Source organism: Brevundimonas sp. EAKA (assembly GCF_000698025.1).
GTDB lineage: Bacteria > Pseudomonadota > Alphaproteobacteria > Caulobacterales > Caulobacteraceae > Brevundimonas > Brevundimonas mediterranea_A.
Window position 1 is genome coordinate 1 of record NZ_JMQR01000226.1, and the last position, 2,249, is coordinate 2,249.

The 2,249-nt window shown below is 67.4% G+C and carries 4 protein-coding genes; 3 read left to right on the forward strand and 1 reads right to left on the reverse strand.

Annotated elements, in window-relative coordinates; all coding sequences use genetic code 11:
* Window positions 1-243: beta/gamma crystallin-related protein (locus tag ER13_RS17055; protein ID WP_035311255.1), on the forward strand; the 243-nt coding region annotated here is incomplete at its 5' end.
* Here the strand turns inward: ER13_RS17055 and ER13_RS17060 are convergent.
* Entirely contained in the window at window positions 240-1,211 is a 972-nt protein-coding gene (locus ER13_RS17060) for an NAD(P)H-quinone oxidoreductase (RefSeq protein ID WP_035311257.1), read from the reverse strand. The genes ER13_RS17055 and ER13_RS17060 overlap by 4 nt on opposite strands.
* Window positions 1,212-1,302: 91 nt before the next feature.
* On the opposite strand from ER13_RS17060, the gene ER13_RS17065 reads away from it, so the two are divergent.
* Together ER13_RS17065 and ER13_RS17070 are read left to right on the forward strand one after the other, a co-directional pair.
* Window positions 1,303-1,506: a DUF1192 domain-containing protein gene (locus tag ER13_RS17065; RefSeq protein ID WP_035311260.1), complete on the forward strand. Its 204-nt coding sequence runs from the start codon at window positions 1,303-1,305 to the stop codon at window positions 1,504-1,506.
* Window positions 1,507-1,613: 107 nt separating this feature from the next.
* Window positions 1,614-2,129, forward strand: a complete 516-nt coding sequence (locus ER13_RS17070; RefSeq protein ID WP_050771718.1) for a DUF1465 family protein — start codon at window positions 1,614-1,616, stop codon at window positions 2,127-2,129.
* Window positions 2,130-2,249: the final 120 nt, after the last annotated feature.

Genomic DNA, 2,249 nt, shown 5'->3' on the forward strand with positions numbered 1-2,249 from the left:
GTCTATGAGAATTCGAACTTCCGCGGAGCCTCGCGGGAATTCGTCGGCGAGGACCGCAACCTGGGCCGCACGCCTTTCAATGACCGGATCAGTTCGGTGCGCGTCCAGGGGCGGTGGGAAGTCTGCACCGACGCCGAGTTCCGGGGCCGTTGCCGTATCGTCGAAGGCGATATCCGCAATCTGAGCGGCGGCTTCAACGACAGCATCTCGTCGATGCGCCCGGTGCGGGGCGGTCGCTACTAGGCCGTCAGCACGAACTTGCCGACGTGATCGCCCGCCTCCAGCGCGCGATGGGCGTCGGCGGCGCGCTCCAGCGGGAAGGTCGCCTGCACCGGCGGCCGGACCGCGCCCGAGATCACCCAGGGCCAGACCGTCGCCTCCACGGCGGCGGTCAACCGGGCCTTTTCGTCGGCTGAACGGCTGCGCAGGGTCGAGCCGGTCAGCACCAGCCGTTTCAGCATCACCCGCATCAGGTCGATCTCGACCTTTGATCCCGACAGCGAGGCGATGACCACCCACCGCCCGCCGGCCTTCAGCGCCTTCAGGTTAAGTTCGGCGTAGTCCCGCCCCACCATGTCCAGCACCACATCGGCCCCGCCCGCCTCGGCGATGGCGGCGGCCAGATCGTCGGTTTTGGCGTCCAGGCTGACGTCGGCGCCCAGGGCGCGTGCGGCGGCGGTCTTGTCCGCCCCGCGCGAGGTGGCGATCACCGTCGCGCCGGCGGCCTTGGCCATCTGGATGGCGGTGACGCCGATGCCGCTGGTCGCGCCGTGGATCAGCAGCGTCTGGCCCGCCTTCAGCCCGCCCGCCTCGAACACATTGGCGAAGACGGTGAAGACCGTCTCGGGCAGGACCGCCGCCTGCACATAGTCCAGTCCGTCCGGGATCGGCAGCAGATGCCGGGCGTCCACCACGACCCTGTCGGCGTAACCGCCCCCGCCCAGCAGGGCGCAGACCCGGTCGCCGACGGCCCAGCGCGTCACGCCCTCGCCCACGGTCTCGACCTCGCCGGCGACTTCCAGCCCCATGATGTCCGAAGCCCCCGGCGGCGGCGGATAGACTCCATTTCGCTGCAACAGGTCCGGCCTATTGATTCCCGCCGCATGAACCCGAATCATCACCTCGCCGGCGCGGGCCACAGGGTCGGGCCGGTCCGCCGGCCGCAGCGCCTCGGCCGGTCCTGAACCGCCTTCGATCTCGATGACCCGCATAGTCGCTCCGCTTGCAATCGTCCGTGTCCGGGCGTTCAGATAGGCGCCCCGGCCGTGCGCGGCCATGGCAGAATGAAGAAAGGCGACGACGATGTTCGAGGATATCGAACCCCGCCCCCGGCGCGGCGAGGCCCTGACGGCCCTGGGGCGCGAAGATCTGGACCTCTATTCGATCGAGGACCTAGAAGAACGGATCGAGGCGCTGGACCATGAGATACAGCGCGCCCGCTCGGCCATAGAAGGCAAGAAATCCAAGAAGAGCGCCGCCGACGCCCTGTTCAAATTTGGAGCGTGATCGCGCAAGGATCGAAACCGTGGCATGACGGTTGCAGTCCTGACGACACGGGCGCCGTCCTTGCCCAAAGTCAGAACAAGCGTCCACTCTCGATGATGATGTCCACCATGACCCTGAGCGACACCCAGAGCACGGGCTCCAAGGCCGACCGCGGTCGCAAGGTGCAGGACTTCGCCCGCTCGGAACTGTTCGACCGCACCTTCCGCGAGGGGATGGAGCTGGTCGAGGAGACCGCCGCCTATCTGGACGGGGAGGGGCGCCGCGATTCCAAGATGCTGTCCCGCGCCGCCGCCCTGGCCTATGCCGCTGAGAGCATGAAGCTGACCACGCGCCTGATGCAGATCGCCTCTTGGCTGCTGGTCCAGCGGGCCGTGCGCGAGGACGACATGACGCCGGACGCCGCCTGCGAGCCGCGTTATCGCCTGAACGACCGCAAGATCGAGAGCGAACCCAGCCACGCGGAACTGCCCATCGCCCTGGTGGAATATCTGGTCCGGTCCGAGAAACTGTTCGACCGGGCGCTATATCTGGACCGCCGCATGTATCTGGACGTCCAGGAAGAGCAGCCGCAAAATCCCGTGCTCAGCCAGCACGGCCTGCTGGAAGCCGCGTTCAAGGGCTGAAGCGTATAACGCTGAACTTCTCCCTCCCCGCAGGGGGAGGGGGGCGAAGCGAAGCGGAGCCGGGTGGGAACGGCACGGCGACGTCCCACGAACCTTTGTTTCAATCAAATGAGTGCGGCC